20 protein-coding genes and 1 pseudogene are annotated in these 18,337 nt (G+C 60.2%); 3 read left to right on the top strand and 18 right to left on the bottom strand.

Going from position 1 to position 18,337, the window contains the following annotated elements:
* Window positions 1–11: 11 nt before the first annotated feature.
* From ACM110_RS08120 to ubiE, 11 genes and pseudogenes are all read right to left on the bottom strand, one after another.
* Window positions 12–725 carry a methyl-accepting chemotaxis protein gene (locus ACM110_RS08120; protein ID WP_416127516.1) on the bottom strand — a complete coding sequence of 238 codons (714 nt, stop codon included), beginning with the start codon at window positions 723–725 and terminating at the stop codon, window positions 12–14.
* A 141-nt stretch (window positions 726–866) separates the two neighbouring features.
* Window positions 867–1,928 (bottom strand): annotated as a pseudogene (locus tag ACM110_RS08115) (methyl-accepting chemotaxis protein); the annotation flags it as partial.
* Between the two features lie 99 nt (window positions 1,929–2,027).
* On the bottom strand, window positions 2,028–2,735 hold the full coding sequence (locus ACM110_RS08110; protein ID WP_416127366.1) for a 16S rRNA (uracil(1498)-N(3))-methyltransferase: 708 nt from the start codon (window positions 2,733–2,735) through the stop codon (window positions 2,028–2,030).
* Window positions 2,732–3,526 carry a twin-arginine translocase subunit TatC gene (gene tatC / locus ACM110_RS08105; RefSeq protein ID WP_085725460.1) on the bottom strand — a complete coding sequence of 265 codons (795 nt, stop codon included), beginning with the start codon at window positions 3,524–3,526 and terminating at the stop codon, window positions 2,732–2,734. The genes ACM110_RS08110 and tatC overlap by 4 nt, the downstream gene beginning before the upstream one ends.
* Window positions 3,523–3,975 carry a Sec-independent protein translocase protein TatB gene (gene tatB / locus ACM110_RS08100; protein ID WP_416127365.1) on the bottom strand — a complete coding sequence of 151 codons (453 nt, stop codon included), beginning with the start codon at window positions 3,973–3,975 and terminating at the stop codon, window positions 3,523–3,525. Before tatB ends, tatC begins: the two co-directional genes overlap by 4 nt.
* Before the next feature lie 10 nt (window positions 3,976–3,985).
* A complete protein-coding gene (locus ACM110_RS08095) occupies window positions 3,986–4,258 on the bottom strand; it encodes a twin-arginine translocase TatA/TatE family subunit (protein WP_218439040.1) in 273 nt (90 codons plus the stop codon).
* Window positions 4,259–4,283: 25 nt separating this feature from the next.
* Entirely contained in the window at window positions 4,284–4,616 is a 333-nt protein-coding gene (locus ACM110_RS08090; RefSeq protein WP_090328169.1) for a phosphoribosyl-ATP diphosphatase, read from the bottom strand.
* Window positions 4,609–5,010, bottom strand: a complete 402-nt coding sequence (hisI, locus tag ACM110_RS08085) for a phosphoribosyl-AMP cyclohydrolase (protein ID WP_007989281.1) — start codon at window positions 5,008–5,010, stop codon at window positions 4,609–4,611. The genes ACM110_RS08090 and hisI overlap by 8 nt, the downstream gene beginning before the upstream one ends.
* Window positions 5,011–5,091: 81 nt before the next feature.
* Window positions 5,092–6,696, bottom strand: a complete 1,605-nt coding sequence (ubiB, locus tag ACM110_RS08080; RefSeq protein WP_416127364.1) for a ubiquinone biosynthesis regulatory protein kinase UbiB — start codon at window positions 6,694–6,696, stop codon at window positions 5,092–5,094.
* Window positions 6,693–7,316, bottom strand: a complete 624-nt coding sequence (locus ACM110_RS08075; RefSeq protein ID WP_416127363.1) for an SCP2 domain-containing protein — start codon at window positions 7,314–7,316, stop codon at window positions 6,693–6,695. Before ACM110_RS08075 ends, ubiB begins: the two co-directional genes overlap by 4 nt.
* Entirely contained in the window at window positions 7,316–8,086 is a 771-nt protein-coding gene (gene ubiE, locus ACM110_RS08070) for a bifunctional demethylmenaquinone methyltransferase/2-methoxy-6-polyprenyl-1,4-benzoquinol methylase UbiE (protein WP_007948968.1), read from the bottom strand. Before ubiE ends, ACM110_RS08075 begins: the two co-directional genes overlap by 1 nt.
* Window positions 8,087–8,253: 167 nt before the next feature.
* On the opposite strand from ubiE, the gene ACM110_RS08065 reads away from it, so the two are divergent.
* The 3 genes from ACM110_RS08065 to ACM110_RS08055 all read left to right on the top strand — a co-directional run bounded on the left by ACM110_RS08065 (window position 8,254) and on the right by ACM110_RS08055 (window position 10,067).
* Window positions 8,254–8,529, top strand: coding sequence for a polyhydroxyalkanoic acid system family protein (locus tag ACM110_RS08065; protein WP_416127362.1), 276 nt, complete (start codon window positions 8,254–8,256; stop codon window positions 8,527–8,529).
* A 220-nt stretch (window positions 8,530–8,749) separates the two neighbouring features.
* Complete coding sequence (locus ACM110_RS08060) at window positions 8,750–9,172, top strand: phasin family protein (protein ID WP_416127361.1); 423 nt, start codon at window positions 8,750–8,752, stop codon at window positions 9,170–9,172.
* A gap of 10 nt (window positions 9,173–9,182) precedes the next feature.
* Complete coding sequence (locus tag ACM110_RS08055) at window positions 9,183–10,067, top strand: phasin family protein (protein WP_416127360.1); 885 nt, start codon at window positions 9,183–9,185, stop codon at window positions 10,065–10,067.
* Between the two features lie 174 nt (window positions 10,068–10,241).
* Here the strand turns inward: ACM110_RS08055 and ACM110_RS08050 are convergent, their stop codons facing one another.
* The 7 genes from ACM110_RS08050 to hslV form a co-directional block, all read right to left on the bottom strand.
* The gene (locus ACM110_RS08050; protein ID WP_338584294.1) at window positions 10,242–10,862 is read right to left on the bottom strand and encodes a TetR/AcrR family transcriptional regulator; all 621 of its coding nucleotides are present in this window, start codon (window positions 10,860–10,862) and stop codon (window positions 10,242–10,244) included.
* Window positions 10,863–10,922: 60 nt separating this feature from the next.
* On the bottom strand, window positions 10,923–12,605 hold the full coding sequence (gene phaC / locus ACM110_RS08045; RefSeq protein WP_416127359.1) for a class II poly(R)-hydroxyalkanoic acid synthase: 1,683 nt from the start codon (window positions 12,603–12,605) through the stop codon (window positions 10,923–10,925).
* A 130-nt stretch (window positions 12,606–12,735) separates the two neighbouring features.
* On the bottom strand, window positions 12,736–13,590 hold the full coding sequence (gene phaZ / locus ACM110_RS08040; protein ID WP_338584296.1) for a poly(3-hydroxyalkanoate) depolymerase: 855 nt from the start codon (window positions 13,588–13,590) through the stop codon (window positions 12,736–12,738).
* A gap of 146 nt (window positions 13,591–13,736) precedes the next feature.
* Complete coding sequence (phaC, locus tag ACM110_RS08035; protein WP_416127358.1) at window positions 13,737–15,419, bottom strand: class II poly(R)-hydroxyalkanoic acid synthase; 1,683 nt, start codon at window positions 15,417–15,419, stop codon at window positions 13,737–13,739.
* Window positions 15,420–15,675: 256 nt separating this feature from the next.
* Window positions 15,676–16,053: a gamma-butyrobetaine hydroxylase-like domain-containing protein gene (locus tag ACM110_RS08030; protein WP_416127357.1), complete on the bottom strand. Its 378-nt coding sequence runs from the start codon at window positions 16,051–16,053 to the stop codon at window positions 15,676–15,678.
* Between the two features lie 138 nt (window positions 16,054–16,191).
* A complete protein-coding gene (gene hslU, locus ACM110_RS08025; RefSeq protein WP_416127356.1) occupies window positions 16,192–17,529 on the bottom strand; it encodes an HslU--HslV peptidase ATPase subunit in 1,338 nt (445 codons plus the stop codon).
* A 52-nt stretch (window positions 17,530–17,581) separates the two neighbouring features.
* Window positions 17,582–18,121: an ATP-dependent protease subunit HslV gene (gene hslV / locus ACM110_RS08020; protein ID WP_077045027.1), complete on the bottom strand. Its 540-nt coding sequence runs from the start codon at window positions 18,119–18,121 to the stop codon at window positions 17,582–17,584.
* Window positions 18,122–18,337 lie beyond the last annotated feature (216 nt).

Genomic DNA, 18,337 nt, shown 5'->3' with positions numbered 1-18,337 from the left:
CAATTGGTTTTTTAAACTTTAAATTTCCTCACCAGCGTCTGAAGATGCGTCCCCAGCCGCGCCAGCTCAACGCTGGAAGCCGCGGTTTCTTCACTGGCTGCCGAAGTCTGATCCGATACATCCCGCACGTTCAGCACGCTACGGTTGATCTCTTCAGCCACGGCGCTTTGCTGTTCGGCGGCGGCGGCGATCTGCTGGTTCATCGCCTGGATCGCCGACACTGTGCGAGTGATGCTCGCCAGTGAGCCACCGGCACGGCGGGTTAGTTCGACGCTGCTGTCGGTCAGGCTGCGGCTGTTGTCCATGATGGTCGCGACTTGCTGGGTGCCGTTTTGCAGACCGACGATCAGCTCTTCGATCTCTTCCGTGGACTTCTGGGTGCGCTGGGCCAGGCTGCGGACTTCATCGGCGACCACGGCAAAACCGCGACCGGCTTCACCGGCACGGGCCGCTTCAATTGCCGCATTGAGCGCCAGCAGGTTGGTTTGCTGGGCCACGGACTTGATCACGTCGAGGACGCTGCCGATCTTGTCGCTTTCGCGCTTGAGTTCGCCCATGGCTTCGGTAGAGTTGCCGACTTCCTTGGCCAGGCGTTCGATCTGGGCAATGGCTTCGCCGACCACTTTGTCGCCCTCGCGGGCCTGCTGGTCGGCGGCGACCGCGGCTTCGGAGGCTTCTTCCGCGTTGCGCGCGACTTCCTGCACGGTGGCGGTCATTTCGTTCATGGCGGTGGCCACCTGGTCGGTCTCGACCTTCTGGCTGTTGACCCCGGCGCTGGTCTGTTCGGTGACTGCCGACAGCTCTTCGGCGGCGCTGGCGATTTGCGTGACGCCATCGCTGATGCCGCCGATTAGTTCTCGCAGGCCCTGGGTCATGCTCTGAATGGCACGTTGCAACTGGCCCAACTCATCCTGGCGATTGGAAGTCAGGTTGTGGGTCAAGTCGCCGGCAGCAATGCGCTCGGCGACTTTAAGCGTCTGGTTCAACGGGATCACGATCTGCCGGGTGATGGCCCATGCGGCAAATAGACCGAAGGTCAGCGCAAGGACGGTGGCCAGCAACAGCATGTTCTTGGCGTGCGCCACGTCGGTATCGCGCACGAGGGTTTGCGAGATGGTGAGCTTGGAGCTGACGTCGAGCAGGATTTCCCCTTGGGCGGCCATGCGTTTGAGGGCTTCGGCGCTGGCGACCTGGGAATCGCGGTACTGACTGACCGCAGCGCGGTAGGCTTTGAGCGAGTCGGACGCCTGTTGCAGGTTGGCTATGTGTTCTTCAGGCAGTTTGGCCGACAGGCTTTCGAGGTTTTTCAGGGCGTTGTCGATCGCGTCGAGGGCCGGTTGTTCGGCCTCACTTTTACCGCTGTAGGTGTAGCCACGCACCTGGAAGCGCGCTTGCTGAAGCAGTTTGCTCAGGTCGATCACGCTGTTGAACGCGGTCACGCTGTCGCCTTGCAGCATCGATTTTTCGACTTCAGCGACCTTGGCCACGGCGTTGTCGGCGGTGGCACCCAGTTTACTGCGGGCATCTTCACGGTTGGCGCCGGCCTGGGTCATGGCGGCGAAGGCTTGCTTATATTGGCTGACGGCAGCCAGTTGCTGGTCGATTTTGGCCACGTCGGCGGGCTGCTCGAGCATCTGGCGAGCGGCTTGCAAACCAGTGTCGAGCTTGCCCAACAGGTCGTTGACCGCACCGGGGCCTTGTTCGCCGCGACGCATTTCGTAGTCCAGGCGGGCGATGCGCAGGTCTTTGGTCAGCCCGTTGATTTCGGAAATGACACCCAGTTTATCGCCGCGGCTGGTGACATCGCTCAGGCCGGTCCAGCCTGTGACGGTGATCAGCAATGTCAGCAGCAACACCAGTCCGAAACCGACGCCCAGTTTGCGGTTTACACCTACGTTTCCCAGCTTATCGGCCAGCCATTGGTACATGCTGAAACTCCCTCGGACCACACATTGGTTTTATGGGAGTTGTATCGGCCGTGGGCAGGCAATCTATAGGTGCGGTCTGACAAGCGGGTCGGAGCGGGTTTAGAAAAGTCGAGCCAACAGCGCAGTAACGGCGGTTTCGACGCGCAGGATGCGCTCGCCAAGTTGCACCGGTTGCAGGCCGGATTTGCCGAGCAAATCGATTTCGTAAGGAATCCAGCCACCTTCGGGGCCGATCGCCAGGGTCACCGGTTCGCTCAGCGCACGGGGGCAGGGCGGGTAGTTGCCTGGATGGCCAACGAGACCGAGGGTGCCCTCGGTGATGGCAGGCAGGCGGTCTTCGACGAAGGGCTTGAAGCGCTTCTCGATCACCACTTCCGGCAGCACGCTGTCCCGGGCCTGTTCGAGGCCGAGGATCAGTTGCTCGCGAATTGCTTCCGGTTCAAGGAATGGTGTTTGCCAGAAGCTCTTCTCGACGCGATAGCTGTTCACCAGCACAACGCGCGGCACACCCATGGCCGCCACGGTCTGGAATACCCTACGGAGCATTTTGGGCCGTGGCAGGGCCAATACCAGGGTCAGTGGCAGCTTGGCCGGTGGAGTCTGGTCGAGGGTGACGCGCAATTCAGCTTCAGCAGCGTCCAGGCGCAGCACCTCGGCCGCACCCATCAATCCGCCAATCCGCCCGACGCGCATGTTGTCGCCGACTTCGCAGCGGTGGACTTCCTGCATGTGCGTCAACCGGCGATCACGCAGGATCACCCGGTCGGCCGCAATGAAATCGGCCTCTTCGAGGAGCAGCAGGTTCACGCTTGGGTCGCTGGCGGCTGGTCGTTGTGATCGTCAGCCGGTTGGTCGTCCGGGTGCTCGCCACGTTTGCTGATCAGGCTGCCGAACAGGATGCCGATTTCGAACAGCAACCACATCGGCACGGCGAGCAGGGTCTGCGAGAAGATGTCCGGCGGGGTCAGGATCATGCCGACCACGAAGCAGCCGATGATCACGTACGGGCGGATTTTCTTCAGATATTTGACGTCGACCACGCCGATCCACACCAGCAGTACCACGGCTACCGGGATTTCGAACGCTACGCCGAAGGCGAAGAACAGCGTCATGACGAAGTCGAGGTAGCTGGTGATGTCGGTCATCATTTCCACGCCGGCCGGAGTGGCGGCGGCGAAGAACTTGAAGATCAGCGGGAACACCAGGAAATAGGCGAACGCCATGCCGGCATAGAACAGCACGATGCTGGAGCACAGCAAAGGCACGGCGATGCGCTTTTCATGCTTGTACAGGCCTGGCGCGATGAAACCCCAGATCTGATGCAGGATCACCGGGATCGCCAGGAACAGCGAGACCATCATCGTCAGCTTCAACGGCGTCAGGAACGGCGACGAAACGTCGGTGGCGATCATCGTCGCCCCGGCCGGCAGGTACGCGCGCAACGGCGTCGAGACGAAGGTGTAGATCTGCTGGGTGAAAGCGAACAACCCGGCAAAAATGATGAAGATCGCCGCTACGCAGCGCAGCAGTCGGGTACGCAACTCGGTGAGGTGCGAAACCAGCGGCATGTGCTGGTCGTTTTCAGGGAGATCGCTCATGGGGCTCGCGGCGGCAAAGTGGTGTCATTGGGCGCTGGCGTGGTCGGCGCGGCGGCTGGAGCAACGGGTTCAACCGGAGTTGCTGCCACAACGGGCGCTGGCTCCGTAGCCGCTACGGCAGGTGCAGTGGTGGTTGCGACTGGAGCGGCAGGTGCATCAATGGTCTGCGCTCCCACATGCTCCACCGGCGTCGGCTCCTGCTGGGTCGGCGTGAAGATCTTCCGCGCCTCCTGCTCAAGCGACAGGATGTGTTCGTTGTGCAGTTGCCGACGAATTTCGTCGGCACCGATTTCACGTTCAACTTCCTGTTTGATCGCGTTGAAGCTGCGCTTCAAGCGCCCGACCCACAGGCCGGCGGTGCGCGCAGCGCCCGGCAAGCGCTCGGGGCCCAGCACCAGCAGGGCGACGAGGCCGACGAGCAGCAGTTCAGAGAAGCTGATACCAAACATTAGTCAGTGCTCACACGTCTTTGCGGATCGGCTCTTCGACTTTCTGCGCCTGCACGTCGATGGTGTGCGGCTGGTTTACAGAGGCCTGCGGCTGGACCGGTGGCACCGGTTGGGCCGGGGTCGCAGTCGGGTCGGCCGGTTTTTCGTCGTCGTTCATGGCTTTCTTGAAGCCCTTGATCGATTCGCCGACGTCGGTGCCGAGGTTTTTCAGTTTCTTGGTGCCGAATACCAGCACGACAACAACCAGGATGACGATCCAGTGTTTCCAGTCAAAAATGCCCATGTTGCTGCTCCTCTCTAATCGTTATTCAGGCGGACGGGCGCGAGGCTTTCTCGGCGTGTCCGGAGAGACCGAAACGACGGTCCAGTTCATCGAGTACAGCCTGTGGATGCTGCCCCAATTGGGCGAGCATGACCATGCTGTGGAACCACAAATCGGCGGTTTCGTAGATCACATCGCTGCAGTCACCGCTGACGGCGGCATCCTTGGCGGCAATGATGGTTTCGACCGACTCTTCGCCGACTTTTTCCAGAATCTTGTTCAAGCCCTTGTGGTACAGGCTGGCGACATACGAGCTATCGGCGGCGGCGCCTTTGCGCTCTTCCAGCACTGCGGCCAGACGGGTCAGAGTGTCACTCATGTTTGTGTCCTGCGGAATAGATGGCGTGCGGATCTTTCAGAACCGGGTCGACGGTTGTCCAGTCGCCGTTCTCATAGACACGATAGAAGCAGCTTTGGCGGCCGGTATGGCAAGCGATGTCGCCGATCTGCTCGACCATCAGGATGATCACGTCGGCGTCGCAGTCCAGGCGCATCTCATGCAAGGTTTGCACGTGGCCGGACTCTTCGCCCTTGCGCCACAGCTTGCCACGCGAGCGGGACCAGTAGATCGCGCGATTCTCGGCTGCGGTCAGTTCCAGCGCTTCACGGTTCATCCAGGCCATCATCAGGACGCGCCCGGTCTTGTGATCCTGGGCAATCGCCGGCACCAGGCCGTCGGCATCCCATTTGATCTCGTCCAGCCAGTTTTTCATCTTCGACTCCGACAGCGGGCTCGACACTTCAATAGTCGAGCTCAAGCGTTGAAACAGTGTGCCAGTCGTTCGCACAACTGGCTATCGGCGCACGACCAGATACAAACCGACGGCCATCATGATACCCGCTGGCCAATAGGCCAACTGATTCAGCGGCCCACCCGCGGCGAGGATCGCGCCACCGGCCAGATGAGCCGTTCCGAGCAGGCGCAGGAACCAGTCGTCACGGCGTCGGTGCCACGGTGGCGGCGGGTCGTAGGCATGAGGCTGGGACATGCGTTCGAGCAGGTCGCGGGCCATGTTGGCCAGGTGCGGGAGCTGTTCGAACTGGCTCTGCACGTTGCCGATCAAGGCTTTGGGGCTGACGCGTTCACGCATCCAGCGCTCGAGGAACGGCTGAGCGGTGTTCCACAAGTCGAGGTCCGGGTACAGCTGACGGCCCAGGCCTTCGATGTTCAGCAGGGTTTTCTGCAACAGAACCAGCTGCGGCTGTACTTCCATGTTGAAGCGGCGTGCGGTCTGGAACAGGCGCATCAGAACCTGGCCAAATGAAATATCTTTTAACGGTTTTTCGAAGATCGGCTCGCACACGGTACGAATCGCCGCTTCGAATTCGTTGAGCTTGGTTTCCGCCGGCACCCAGCCCGAATCGATGTGCAACTGCGCCACACGACGGTAATCACGCTTGAAGAACGCGAAGAGGTTGCGCGCCAGATAATCCTGGTCTTCCGGGGTCAGGCTGCCGACGATGCCGCAGTCGATCGCGATGTATTGCGGACTCCACGGGTTCACGGTGCTGACGAAGATGTTGCCGGGGTGCATGTCGGCGTGGAAAAAGCTGTCGCGGAACACTTGGGTGAAGAAAATCTCCACGCCGCGTTCGGCGAGCATTTTCATGTCGGTGCGCTGGTCGGCCAGGGTCGCGAGATCCGTGACCTGGATGCCGTAGATGCGCTCCATCACCAGCACTTTCGGCCGGCACCAGTCCCAATAGACTTGCGGCACATACAGTAGCTGCGAGCCTTCGAAGTTGCGCTTCAGCTGGCTGGCGTTGGCCGCCTCGCGCAGCAGGTCGAGTTCGTCATAGATGGTTTTTTCGTAGTCGCTGACCACGTCCACCGGATGCAGCAGGCGCGCATCGGCCGAAAGTTTTTCGGCGGCGCGGGCCAGGATGAACAGCCACGCGAGGTCTTGGGCGATGATCGGCTTGAGGCCCGGGCGGATCACTTTGACGACGACTTCTTCACCGGTTTTCAACTGTGCGGCGTGCACCTGCGCCACCGAGGCCGAGGCCAGCGGTTCGACGTCGAAACGGCTGAACACTTCGCTGATTTTCTTGCCGAGCTGTTCTTCGATCAGCTTGACCGACACTTGCGAATCGAACGGCGGCACGCGGTCCTGCAACTTCATCAACTCATCGGCGATGTCTTCCGGCAGCAAATCGCGGCGAGTAGACAGGATCTGTCCGAACTTGATGAAAATCGGTCCCAGGTCCTGCAACGCCAGGCGCAATCGTGCGCCACGGCTCAGGTCGAGGGTCTTGCGCGGGAACCAGCGCCACGGCAAGGCATAGCGCAGCGCCCGCAAGAACCAGGGCAGCGGCAGGGCGAAGAGCAGGTCATCGAGGCGGTAGCGGATCACGACGCGCTGGATGCGCAACAGACGGCGGACGGCAAGCAGCTTCATGCGTTATCGCTTGGGTCGAGGGATCGGGAAAGGCGCTCGAAACGCGCCTCAAGACGTTCCAGATCGAGTTTGATCTGGTCCAGTTCACTGAATCGGGCTTCGGCTTCACGCTGACCGACGAGGGTGCGCGATTCTTCGGCCAGGTATTCGCCCAGGTTCTGGCCCAGGCTGGCAAATCCTTGCTGATACCAGCGTGCGCGGCTGCGCACGTGACCGCCGACCAGTTGCGTTGCGACGGGGCCGAGCCAGCGCGAGAGTTCGTACTCCCAGTCCAGTTCGAGGTCCTGAAGGATCGCCGCCAGTTCCAGCAGCACGCCGCTGTCGCCATCGAGTTCGACTTCAGGACCATGCAGAACGGAAGTCTTGTCCTTGCTCATCGCCAGTTTCAACAGGCTCGAGGCCGGTGCACGCAAGGTGCAATCGGCGCCGGTTTCCCACTGGGAGGCGAGCATCAGGCCTTCATTGCTGGGCAGGATGAACAGTTGCAGCGCCGGGCTGCGGCAGTCGACGGCGATCACTCTGCCGCTCAAATGCGCGAGCCGCGGCAGCGCCGTGCTGTCGAGGCGCAGCACCCGGTTCAGGCCGAGTTCAACGCTGGCGAGCAGTCCGGCGAGCAGCATCAGGGCTTGATGCCGCGGTGCAGGGCAACGATGCCTGCGGTCATGTTGTGATAGGTCACGCGGTCAAAACCGGCCTCGACCATCATCGACTTCAGGGTTTCCTGATTCGGGTGCATGCGGATCGATTCGGCCAGGTAGCGATAGCTTTCCGAGTCGTTGGTGATCAGCTTGCCCATCAGCGGCATGAAGGCGAACGAGTAGGCGTCATAGGCCTTGGACATCAGCGCGTTGGTCGGCTTGGAAAATTCCAGTACCAGCAGACGGCCGCCGGGCTTGAGCACGCGCAACATGGAACGCAGGGCGTCTTCCTTGTGCGTCACGTTGCGCAGGCCGAAGGCGATGGTCACGCAGTCGAAATGGTTGTCCGGGAACGGCAGCTTTTCCGCATCGGCCTGGACGAATTCGACGTTGCCGGCCACACCCAGGTCCAGCAGGCGGTCACGACCGACCTTGAGCATGGATTCGTTGATGTCGGCCAGCACGACCTGGCCGGTAGGGCCGACGAGGTGCGAGAATTTTTTGGTCAGGTCACCGGTGCCGCCGGCAATGTCGAGCACGCGGTTGCCGGTGCGAACGCCCGACAGCTCGATCGCGAAACGCTTCCACAGACGGTGCATGCCGCCCGACAGGAGGTCGTTCATCAAGTCGTACTTGGCGGCTACCGAGTGGAAAACTTCAGCGACTTTTTCCGCTTTCTGGCTTTCCGGAACGTTTTTGAAGCCGAAGTGAGTGGTGGGTTCGGCATCGCTGCCTTTGCGCTGATCAGTCATATCGCTGTCACCAAAAGAGAATGCGCGACATTCTAATCCCCAAGGGATGCTTTGTCTTGGCAAGGCTGAAGGTAAGATGGATCACCGTCGGGACGTTTTGCCGCAGCAGCGGTCAAGATTCACCGAACAAGCATTCATGGCTGTATTCAAAAAGCAGGAGTCAATCGATGGCCCATATCAGTGTTGAGCGTACCCACGGCCTGGGTAAGGAAGCGGCGCGGGAGAAGGCCGACAAGCTGGCGCAGAAACTTTCCGAGCAATATGGCCTGGAGCCGCAGTGGTCCGGCGACACCTTGAACCTCAAGCGTTCGGGTGTGAAAGGCGCCGTGCATGTCAGTGACGATTCGATCAAGGTCGATGTGGAGCTGGGCCTGATGATGTCGGCCATGAGCGGCATGATCAAAGCGGAAATCGAGAAGGCGCTGGATAAAGCGCTGGTGTGATCCCGAAAAGATCGCAGCCTCGTTTCACTCGACAGCTCCTACAGGTGTACGCCGCCGCTTCTGTAGGAGCTGTCGAGTGAAACGAGGCTGCGATCTCTTCCAGGCACCACCGGTTTATGTCATTTGTTAGGGTGCCGTTTCTAATTTTTCTCCCTACTTTGTGCCAGTGCCCGACACTTTCGCGGGCAGTTCCTCAAACCTTCTGCGCGTGAGGTGGACCATGGCCAAAGTGATTCTGAAGAAAAAAATCGACGCATCGACCAGTGCTCTGGGCGACGTCAAATCCTATGCCCGCAAAGTCTGGCTGGCAGGCCTGGGCGCCTACGCCAAGGTCGGGCAAGAGGGCAGCGAGTACTTTCAAGAGTTGGTAAAAGCCGGTCAAACTGTTGAAAAGAAAGGCAAAAAAGTAGTCGCTGAGAGACTCGAAGCGGCGAATGCCGAGATCGACGAAGCCAAGAACGAAGTGAGCACTTTCAAGGGTAAGGTCGAGCTTCAACTCGACAAGGTCGAGAAGGCGTTCGACACGCGTGTCGCAAGTGCCTTGAATCGTATCGGCATTCCGTCTAAACATGACGTTGAGACACTCTCTGCTAAGCTCGATGAGCTGACGGCATTGCTCGAACGTGTCGCGCGTAAATCTTAAGGAGAACGGGATGGCTGTTAAAAAGAACACCGAGAAAGAAGGCAGCTCGTGGATCGGGAAGGTCGAAGACTACTCCCGGAAAATCTGGCTGGCTGGTTTAGGCGTGTACTCGAAGATCGACACTGACGGCAGCAAACTCTTCGATGCATTGGTTAAGGACGGCGAGAAAGCCGAGAAGCTCACCAAGAGCGCCGTTGGCAAGAAAGTCGACGCCGCCAAGGACTCCGCTTCTTCGGCCAAGTCGCGCATCAGCGGCGTGAAAGATCGCGCACTGGGCAAGTGGGATGAGCTCGAAGGCGCTTTCGACAAGCGTCTGAACAGCGCCATTTCGCGTCTGGGCGTACCGAGCCGCAATGAAGTAAAAGCATTGCACAGCAAGGTCGATACCCTGACCAAGCAAATCGAAAAACTGACCGGTGCCAAGGTTGCGCCTGTTGCGGCGAAAACCGCAGCGGCCAAACCTGCTGCCAAACCGGCCGCAAAAACTGCGGCTAAACCACTGGTAAAAGCGGCAGCCAAACCTGCTGCTAAACCAGCCGCCAAAACTGCAGCAGCGAAACCTGCTGCCGCCAAGGCAGCGGCCAAACCGGTTGCCGCTAAAGCAGCCGCCAAGCCGGCAGCCAAACCAGCGGCTAAGCCAGCCGCCAAACCTGCTGCAAAAACCGCCGCAGCAAAACCTGCCGCCAAGCCAGCAGCAAAACCTGCTGCTGCGAAGAAGCCAGCGGTGAAAAAACCGGCCGCTCCAAAAGCCGCCGCGAAGCCAGCGGTGGCAGCTGCAAAGCCGGCAGCCCCGGCAGCAGCACCGGTGAGCGCATCGAACTCCGCGACCGCGCCGACCCCTGCTGTCACCCCGACTGTCGCGCCAGCTCCATCGACGCCAACCAGTCAGTCCTGATTCTTCAGGGCTCAAGAAAACGCCCGGCCTGCCAAGGTCGGGCGTTTTTGTTTGTGCAGGAATCTTTGGACACCAAACCACTGTGGGAGCGAGCTTGCTCGCGATGGCGGCGTGTCAGCCGGCATCGATGTTGAATGTGATGGCCTCATCGCGAGCAAGCTCGCTCCCACAGGTTTACTCGTGATCTTCCAGATACTGCATCGCCATCTGCTCGGTCGCAGCCTTGATCGGCGGCAGCAGATGCGGCGCCACCAGCATCATGATCTGGTACACCACCAGGCGCACCTCACCCTCACGGTCGAGAATCCGCTGATAGTCCAGCGAGAACAGCAGGGTCATGGTGATCTGCTCCACCAATTGCCCCAACGCTTGCGTATCGCTGACCAATAAACCCTGCGCCTGCAATCGGGCCAACAACGAAGCCAGCGTGCGCTTGAGGGCATTGAGCAGGTTGCGAATGCCCTTGGCCAGTTTCGGCAGGCGCCCGGCCAGGTTCGACAGGTCCTGGAACAGAAACCGGTAGTGGGCCAGGCGTTCGACGATCAGGTGCAGGAACAGCCAGTAGTCTTCAGGAGCCAGTTCGACGTCGGCCGGTGGATCGAGCAACGGGGCCAGTTCGGCCTGAAAGCGCTCGAACAGCCCGAGTATCAGCGGTTCCTTGCCGTGGAAGTGGTAGTAGAGGTTGCCCGGGCTGATCCCCATTTCGTTGGCAACTTCCATGGTGGAGACGTTCGGTTCGCCCTTCTGATTGAACAACTGCAGGGCACATTCGAGGATGCGGTCGCGGGTTTTCATCCAGTCTTCTTAGTGATCGAGTCATGCCACGGCCGGCAGCGGCCGTGGGTCGTTTGAGCGTCAGCGCACACGCACGTAAGTACCGGGCGCCGCCTCCATCGGTGGATAGTTCTGGTTGCCGAGGGTCATCAGGGTTTCCTTCTGCGCGCCCGAGCGTTCCTGAATCCAGCTCAGCCATTGCGTCCACCAACTGCCGTCGACCTGCTTGGCGTCGTAATACCAGGCACGTGGGTCGCTACTCAGTTTTGCACCTTCCACGTAGTTGGCTTTCGGGTTGCTCGGCGGATTGAGAATGCTCTGCACGTGCCCGCTGTTGGACAGCACAAAGCGCCGCTCGCCACCCAGCAGCAGCGTCGAGCGATACACCGCATCCCATGGCGTGATGTGATCATTGATGCCGGCGACGCTGAAGCTGTCGACGGTGACCTTCTGCAAGTCGATGGGTGTGCCGCACACTTCGAGGCCGCCCGGATGGCTCAGCGGGTTGTGCTTGAAGAAGTCCAGCAAGTCACCATGCAGGGCGGCCGGCAGACGCGTGTTGTCGTTGTTCCAGTAGAGGATGTCGAACGCGGGCGGCTCCTTGCCCAGCAGGTAGTTGTTGACGAAGTAGCTCCAGACCAAATCGTTGGGGCGCATCCAGGCGAAGACTTTGGCCATGTCGCGGCCGTCCAGCACGCCCTTTTGATAGGAACGACGCTTGGCGGCTTCCAGAGTCTGTTCGTCGGCGAAGAGGGTGGCCGGCGAATCCAGTTGGCTGTCGAGCAGGCTCACCAGATAAGTCGCACTGGAGACGCGGCGCAGTTGTCGCTTGGCTTGCAGGTGACCTTGCAGCGCAGCGATGGTCAGGCCGCCGGCGCAGGCGCCCATCAGGTTGACCTCGCGCGCGCCGGTGATCGCCCGGCAGACGTTCATGGCTTCTTCCACCGCTTCGACGTAGGTCGACAGGCCCCATTCGCGGTGGCGCACATCCGGGTTGCGCCAGCTGATCATGAAGGTTTGCAGGCCATTCTTGAGCGCGAACTGAACGAAGCTGTTGTGCGGGCTCAGGTCGAAAATGTAGTACTTGTTGATCTGCGGCGGCACCACCAGCAGCGGTTTTGAATACTGCCTTTCGCTCATCGGCTTGTACTGGATCAGCTCCAGCAGTTCGTTGCGAAACACCACCGCACCGGTGGTGGTGGCGACGGTCTTGCCGACCTCGAATGCCTGTTTGGTGACTTGCCGGGGCAGGCCATCGTTGTGCAGCAGGTCGTCCACCAGGTGGCTGATCCCGCGCACCAGGCTGTTGCCGCCGGAGTTGAAGATTTCCTTGATCGCCAGCGGATTGAGCAAACTGTTGGACGGCGACACGGCATCGTTGAGCAAGGCGAACGCAAAGTGCGCGCGGGCGCGATCGTCCGGGCTCATGTTGCTGTCGTCGATCCAGCTTTTGATCTGCTTCTGCCAGCTCAGGTAGGCCTGCAGGCTGCGACGATAAAACGGGTTGAGGGCCCACGCCGGGTCGGCGAAACGACTGTCTTGCGGGTTGGTCGGGTGCAGGGTGTCGCCCAGCAGCACGCGACCCAATTGGCCGCCCAGTTTCAAGGCATGTTTGGCGGTGTGCACGGGGTTGCGCAGGCCATGGGCGGCAACGCTGCGCAAAGTCGAAATCAGATCCCGGCCGCGCAGGCCGGTAATCGCACTTTGTGCGTTGATGAACGCGGCGGGAGTGGGTAGTGACTCCCTCGCTGGTTTATCGCGCATGACTCAACACTCCTTCGTCTTCAGGCCAAAAACAAACTCACCGAACCAGAACACCATAGACGCTGTAACGGGTTGTTGCGCGGCGCGGCATCCTGCCCACCCCTTTTTACCTATACAAAAAACGGGCCGGTCAGCCGCCCTGTGGTGCCGGATGCGGATGCATCACCGCACGCTGCCGTTCTTCCTCGAGGAATTTCATGATGATCGGCGCCACCGCTTCGGCGCGGGTAATCAGGAACAGGTGCCCGTCATCGATAATGTGCAGCTGGGCGTTGGGAATCCGCCAGGCCAGCAAGCGCATGTTGACCAGCGGGATCAGCGGATCGTCATCGCCGGCCAGCACCAGGGTTGGCTGGTTGATCTTGTGCAGCCAGTGAATGCTGGTCCAGCCGAGGCCGGCGAACAGTTGCCAGTAGTAACCGAGCTTGCCCGCCGAACGCACCTTTGCCGCGTGGCTGGCGGCCAGCGTCGGGTCGCGACGGAACGAGCCGCCGTAGATCATCGGCGCAATGCGGATCACGTGTGACGGCTGGATATAGCGTCTGGGACTGGCCATCATCCACAGCACTTTCGGCTTGCCCGGCACCATCACTGCGCCCGCCGCCGTGGCCGCCAGCACCAGTTTCTTGCAGCGTTCCGGATAGTCATAAGCGAACTGCTGGGCAAGCGCGCCACCCCAGGACACACCGATCACATTGACCTGCCCGTAATCGAGGTAGTCGAGCATGCGTGCCGTGAGTTTCGCCAGGCCTGGAAATCGATACGGACGATTCGGCGTCGACGAACCGCCGACACCGGGCACGTCGAAGGCGATGACTTCCAGGTCCGGGTCCAGCGCCGCGACAAACGGAAACACCAACTCAAGGTTGGCGCCGATGCCGTTGAAAATCAGCAAGGGCGTCAAGTGAGGCTTGCCGGGGCGCACCGCCGTGCGGAGGGTCTGGCCATCCAGGTCGACGGTGCGGAATATGAACGGTTGCGGCATGCTCAAGCCCTGTTTATGAATTCATCCCCGATCCTTGTAGGAGCCGAGCTTGCTCGCGATGGCGGTGGTACAGCCAACATTGGTGTCGACTGACCTGCCGCCATCGCGAGCAAGCTCGGCTCCTACAAGGGGGCGGGGTGTGTCAGTTACCGCTCATGTACATACGTGCCCGGCGCTGCTTCGCCCGCCGGATATGCCTTGTTGCCCAGTTTCGCCGGGGCCTTCTTCAGCTCGCCGGAACGCTGGGCCTGCCAGGCCTGCCAGTGCAGCCACCAGGAATCAGTGTGCTTGGTGGAGTTCTCTTGCCACTCCTCGGCACTGGTCGCCATTTTTTCAGTGCTGGTCATGTAACGGGATTTAGGGTTGCCCGGCGGGTTCAGGATGCTCTGGATATGCCCGCTGCTGGACAGCACGAATTCAACGTTGCCACCGAACAGTTGCGCCGACTTGTAGCAGGACTTCCACGGGGTGATGTGGTCGTTGGTGCCGGCCAGGGAAAAGATGTCGGCAGTCACCTGCTTGAGGTCAATCGGCGTGCCGCACACTTCCAGTGCATTCGAGCGGATCAGTGGATTGTTTTTGAACATCTCGATCAGATCGCCGTGGAACGCTGCCGGCAGTCGTGTGGTGTCGTTGTTCCAGAACAGGATGTCGAACACCGGCGGCTCGTTGCCCAGCAGGTAGTTGTTGACCCAGTAGTTCCAGATCAGGTCGTTGGGGCGCATCCAGGCGAAGACTTTCGCCATGTCGCGGCCTTCCAGCACGCCGGCCTGGTACGAATGACGCTTGGCGGTCTCCAGGGTCTGCTCGTCGACGAACAGGGCTACGTCGCTGTCCAGAGTGGTGTCCAGCACGCTCACCAGCAGGGTGAGGGCATTGACCTTTTTCTCGCCGATCGCGGCGTAGTGGCCTAGCAGCGCGGTGCAGGTGATGCCGCCGGAGCAGGCGCCGAGCATGTTCACGTCTTTGCTGCCGGTGATGGCGGTGACCACGTCGACCGCTTCCTTGAGCGCCTCGATGTAAGTCGACAGGCCCCACTCGCGCTGTTCCTTGGTCGGGTTGCGCCAGCTGACGATGAAAGTCTGCACATTGTTGCGCAGGCAGAACCGCGCCAGGCTCTTGTCCGGGCTCAGGTCGAAAACGTAGAACTTGTTGATCTGCGGCGGTACCACCAGCAACGGGCGCTCGTGGACCTGCTCGGTGATCGGCTTGTACTGGATCAGCTCCAGCACATCGTTGCGGAACACCACCGCGCCTTCGGTCACGCCCAGGCTCTTGCCGACCTCGAACGCGCCCATGTTGACCTGGCTCGGCATGCCGCCGTTGTGCACCATGTCCTTGGCCAGATGCGAAAGACCGTCGAGCAGGCTTTTGCCGCCGGTTTCGAAAAAGCGTTTGACTGCCGCCGGGTTGGCCGCCGTGTTGGTCGGGGCGAAGGCTTCGGTCATCAGGTTGATCACGAAGTGCCCGCGGGCGATATCCTTGGGCCCAAGGTTACTGTCGTCGATCCATTCGTGGAGTTCCTTGCGCCACGCCAGATAAGTTTGCAGATAACGTTTGTAGAGCGGGTTCTGGCTCCAGGCCGGATCCGCGAAGCGACGGTCATCGCTGGTCGGTTGCAGCCCGGATTTGCCGAACAGCACGTTCTTGAGTTCAAGGCCGAAATGCGCCACATGCTTCGCGCTGTGCACCGGTTGCCTGATGGCCTGCCTGAGTACCATGCGAGCAGAAGCCAGTAGATCCTTTCCACGCAGCCCAACGACAGGATTCAGACCCAAGGTGTTTTCCGAGGCCTGATACTTCAAGTCATCGTTATTCTGTTTACTCATCTACGACGCTCCATTGTCCTGAGACGAGTACCCGGTCCTGCTGTGTAGTCACACAGCAAATGCCAGGTACTACTGCTCGGGTGACCGTTAATTCTGCATCGATGCTTTTTGTTCAGAGAGCACTGCAGGGAACTTGCCAGCTCCATTGGTTACCCGACTTTAATTTTTTTCGCAAGCAGGCCAATAACCGACCCAGAAGCCGAGCATTCAAACAGATGGAATTAGAAAATGCCCTCTAAAGAGCAAGAAGCTCGGACTAGAGCATCAGCTTGACGACGGACTCGTTCGGGTCGCGGGTCTTTCCGGCGGCTTTGAGCTCGGCAAGATAATCCTCCCAGAGTGCGTCATGACGTCGCCCCAGTTCGTAGAGGTATTCCCAAGTGAACAGGCCGCTGTCGTGGCCGTCGTCGAAGGTCAGTTTCAGTGCGTAGTGACCGGCCGGCTCCAGCTTGCTCAGGCCTACGTTGATCTTGCCAAATTGCAGGATGGGTTTGCCGTGGCCCTGGACCTCGGCGGAAGGAGAGTGCACGCGCAGGAATTCGGCGGGCAGGGTGTATTCCTCGCCGGACGCGTATTTGAGCGTCAGGGTTTTCGAGGCTTTGTGCAGCTTGATGTCGGTGGGGATTTGGGTCATGGCTGGTCGTCCGTCTATGTGGAACGATCTGTAGGAGCTGCCGCAGGCTGCGATCTTTTGATCTTCGGCGTGGCCGGAAAAGATCGCAGCCTGCGGCAGTTCCTACAGGTGTTACGTTCTCACAGGAGAGTAGGTGACCTACAGGATATAACGGGACAGGTCTTCGTTCTGCGCCAATTCACCGAGGTGGCTGTTGACGTAGTCGGCGTCGATCTGGATGACCTTGCCGTCATGGGTGCTGGCCAGGTCACCGGCGCTGAACGACACCTCTTCGAGCAGACGCTCGAGCAGGGTGTGCAGGCGACGGGCACCGATGTTCTCGGTTTTCTCGTTGACCTGCCAGGCGATCTCGGCGATGCGCTTGATGCCGCTTGGCTGGAACTCGATACCCAGGCCTTCGGTTTTCAGCAGTGCGCAATATTGCTCGGTGAGCGAAGCGTGCGGTTCGCTGAGAATGCGTTCGAAGTCCTGTGGCGACAGCGCCTTGAGCTCGACACGAATCGGCAGACGACCTTGCAGTTCCGGCACCAGATCGCTCGGCTTGCTCAGGTGGAAAGCACCGGAGGCGATGAACAGGATGTGGTCGGTTTTGACCATGCCCAGCTTGGTGTTGACGGTGCAGCCTTCGATCAGCGGCAGCAAGTCGCGCTGCACACCTTCGCGGGACACATCGGCGCCACCGACATTGCCGCGTTTGGCGACCTTGTCGATTTCGTCGATGAACACGATACCGTGCTGCTCGACCGCTTCCAGCGCCTTGGCCTTCAACTCTTCATCGTTGACCAGACGGCCGGCTTCTTCGTCGCGCACCAGTTTCAGCGCTTCTTTGACCTTGAGTTTGCGGGCCTTCTTTTTGCCCTTGCCCATGTTGGCAAACAGGCTCTGCAACTGGTTGGTCATTTCTTCCATGCCCGGCGGCGCGGAGATATCGACGCCGGACATTTCGGCCACTTCGATCTCGATTTCCTTGTCGTCCAGCTGGCCTTCACGCAGGCGCTTGCGGAACAGCTGACGGGTGTTGGAATCGGAGCTCGGGGCGTCGTCGTTGCTGAAGCCCATGCGGGCCGGAGGCAGCAGTGCGTCGAGGATGCGCTCTTCGGCCGCGTCTTCGGCGCGGTGGCGAACCTTGGTGATTTCCTGTTCGCGCAGCAACTTGATCGCGGCATCGGCCAGGTCACGAATGATCGATTCGACGTCGCGGCCGACGTAGCCGACTTCGGTGAACTTGGTCGCTTCGACCTTGATGAACGGTGCGTTGGCCAGTTTGGCCAGGCGACGGGCGATCTCGGTTTTACCGACACCGGTAGGGCCGATCATCAGGATGTTCTTCGGGGTTACTTCAACGCGCAGCTCTTCAGGCAGCTGCATCCGGCGCCAGCGATTGCGCAGGGCAATGGCGACGGCGCGCTTGGCATCGTCCTGGCCGATTATATGGCGATTGAGTTCGTGGACGATTTCACGGGGAGTCATGGACATAATATTTGACGGACCTTAAACAAGTGAGTCGTGGCGTGCGGCCGAAACAGACTTACTCGTCGCCTTTGGCGCAGTCCTGCTCCTCAATGGTCTGGGTGTGGTTGGTGAATACGCAGATGTCGCCGGCGATGCCGAGAGCGGTCTCGACGATTTCCCGGGCCGACAGGTCGGTTTTTTTCAGCAGCGCGCTGGCGGCAGCCTGGGCATAGGCGCCACCGGAGCCCATGGCGATCAGACCGTTCTCAGGCTCTACCACGTCGCCGTTGCCGGTGATGATCAGCGAGGCGTCTTTGTTGGCCACCGCCAGCATGGCTTCGAGGCGGCTCAGGGAGCGGTCGGTGCGCCATTCTTTGGCGAGTTCGACGGCGGCGCGAACCAGATGGCCCTGGTGTTTTTCCAGCTGGCCTTCGAAACGTTCGAAAAGGGTAAAGGCGTCAGCCGTGGCACCGGCAAAACCGGCGAGGACTTCGCCGTGGTACAGGCGACGGACTTTCTTGGCGTTGCCTTTCATCACGGTATTGCCGAGAGAAACCTGGCCGTCGCCGCCCATGACGACTTTGCCGTGGCGACGAACTGAAACGATGGTGGTCAAGGGAAGAGTCTCCACGCAGCGGGGCGAAAGTGCCTTATGCCCATTCATATGGGGGTGGTGGAGTGGATTTCAACTGTAGGACGGGAGAGGGGACGAGTGGTGCGAGGCGCGTAGGAGCTGCCGAAGGCTGCGATCTTTTGATCTTGCTTTTTTGGTGGTAAAGCTGAGGGCCGTGCAAACCTCGAAAAGATCGCAGCCTGCGGCAGCTCCTACAGG

Source organism: Pseudomonas sp. NFX98 (genome assembly GCF_047784845.1).
Taxonomy (GTDB): Bacteria; Pseudomonadota; Gammaproteobacteria; order Pseudomonadales; family Pseudomonadaceae; genus Aquipseudomonas.
Note: the sequence above shows the minus strand (reverse complement) of the source record. Positions and strands in the feature narration are given on the sequence as shown.

Bases quoted from the DNA above. Each gene is read 5' to 3' on its own strand.
- ACM110_RS08060 (WP_416127361.1), top strand. From the start codon at position 8,750: ATGGCCAAAGTGATTCTGAAGAAAAAAATCGACGCATCGACCAGTGCT.
- ACM110_RS08075 (WP_416127363.1), bottom strand. From the start codon at position 7,316: ATGCTGCTCGCCGGACTGCTCGCCAGCGTTGAACTCGGCCTGAACCGG.
- tatB (WP_416127365.1), bottom strand. From the start codon at position 3,975: ATGTTTGGTATCAGCTTCTCTGAACTGCTGCTCGTCGGCCTCGTCGCC.
- hisI (WP_007989281.1), bottom strand. From the start codon at position 5,010: ATGAAAAACTGGCTGGACGAGATCAAATGGGATGCCGACGGCCTGGTG.
- phaC (WP_416127359.1), bottom strand. From the start codon at position 12,605: ATGCGCGATAAACCAGCGAGGGAGTCACTACCCACTCCCGCCGCGTTC.
- ACM110_RS08030 (WP_416127357.1), bottom strand. From the start codon at position 16,053: ATGACCCAAATCCCCACCGACATCAAGCTGCACAAAGCCTCGAAAACC.
- ubiE (WP_007948968.1), bottom strand. From the start codon at position 8,086: ATGACTGATCAGCGCAAAGGCAGCGATGCCGAACCCACCACTCACTTC.
- ACM110_RS08095 (WP_218439040.1), bottom strand. From the start codon at position 4,258: ATGGGCATTTTTGACTGGAAACACTGGATCGTCATCCTGGTTGTTGTC.
- ACM110_RS08055 (WP_416127360.1), top strand. From the start codon at position 9,183: ATGGCTGTTAAAAAGAACACCGAGAAAGAAGGCAGCTCGTGGATCGGG.
- ubiB (WP_416127364.1), bottom strand. From the start codon at position 6,696: ATGAAGCTGCTTGCCGTCCGCCGTCTGTTGCGCATCCAGCGCGTCGTG.
- ACM110_RS08050 (WP_338584294.1), bottom strand. From the start codon at position 10,862: ATGAAAACCCGCGACCGCATCCTCGAATGTGCCCTGCAGTTGTTCAAT.
- tatC (WP_085725460.1), bottom strand. From the start codon at position 3,526: ATGAGCGATCTCCCTGAAAACGACCAGCACATGCCGCTGGTTTCGCAC.
- hslU (WP_416127356.1), bottom strand. From the start codon at position 17,529: ATGTCCATGACTCCCCGTGAAATCGTCCACGAACTCAATCGCCATATA.
- ACM110_RS08090 (WP_090328169.1), bottom strand. From the start codon at position 4,616: ATGAGTGACACTCTGACCCGTCTGGCCGCAGTGCTGGAAGAGCGCAAA.
- phaC (WP_416127358.1), bottom strand. From the start codon at position 15,419: ATGAGTAAACAGAATAACGATGACTTGAAGTATCAGGCCTCGGAAAAC.
- ACM110_RS08065 (WP_416127362.1), top strand. From the start codon at position 8,254: ATGGCCCATATCAGTGTTGAGCGTACCCACGGCCTGGGTAAGGAAGCG.
- ACM110_RS08120 (WP_416127516.1), bottom strand. From the start codon at position 725: ATGAACGAAATGACCGCCACCGTGCAGGAAGTCGCGCGCAACGCGGAA.
- phaZ (WP_338584296.1), bottom strand. From the start codon at position 13,590: ATGCCGCAACCGTTCATATTCCGCACCGTCGACCTGGATGGCCAGACC.